Below are 256 nucleotides of genomic sequence, written 5' to 3'. Positions count from 1 at the left end.
CCTTTTCTCTCCGCTGCCCGGTCTGGCCGATGTCGTCGAGGTCCGACCGCCGAATGTCGCCGAACTCTCGCAAGAGCGGCGACAGACCCTGCTTGATGACGTTGTGGCCATGTCGGTGTCGCTGGAAGTCTGCGACACCACGCCCAGCGATCTGACGGTCGAAGAGGCCGAGATCCTCTGGATCAGCGGGCTGGCCCTGGGCGAAAGCTTGGGCATCCCCGAAAACGACCTCTACGCCACGCATTACCCCCGCGCC

Annotated in this window: 1 protein-coding gene; it reads left to right on the top strand. The window is 64.5% G+C overall.

Annotation, left to right across the window (positions count from 1 at the left end):
* A partial coding sequence (locus tag JI666_RS21415) for a hypothetical protein (RefSeq protein WP_206895104.1) occupies positions 1 to 256 on the top strand: 256 nt, incomplete at both ends.

It is taken from the genome of Bacillus sp. NTK071, from assembly GCF_017303315.1.
Taxonomy (GTDB): Bacteria; Bacillota; Bacilli; order Bacillales; family Guptibacillaceae; genus Guptibacillus.
Note: the sequence above shows the minus strand (reverse complement) of the source record. Positions and strands in the feature narration are given on the sequence as shown.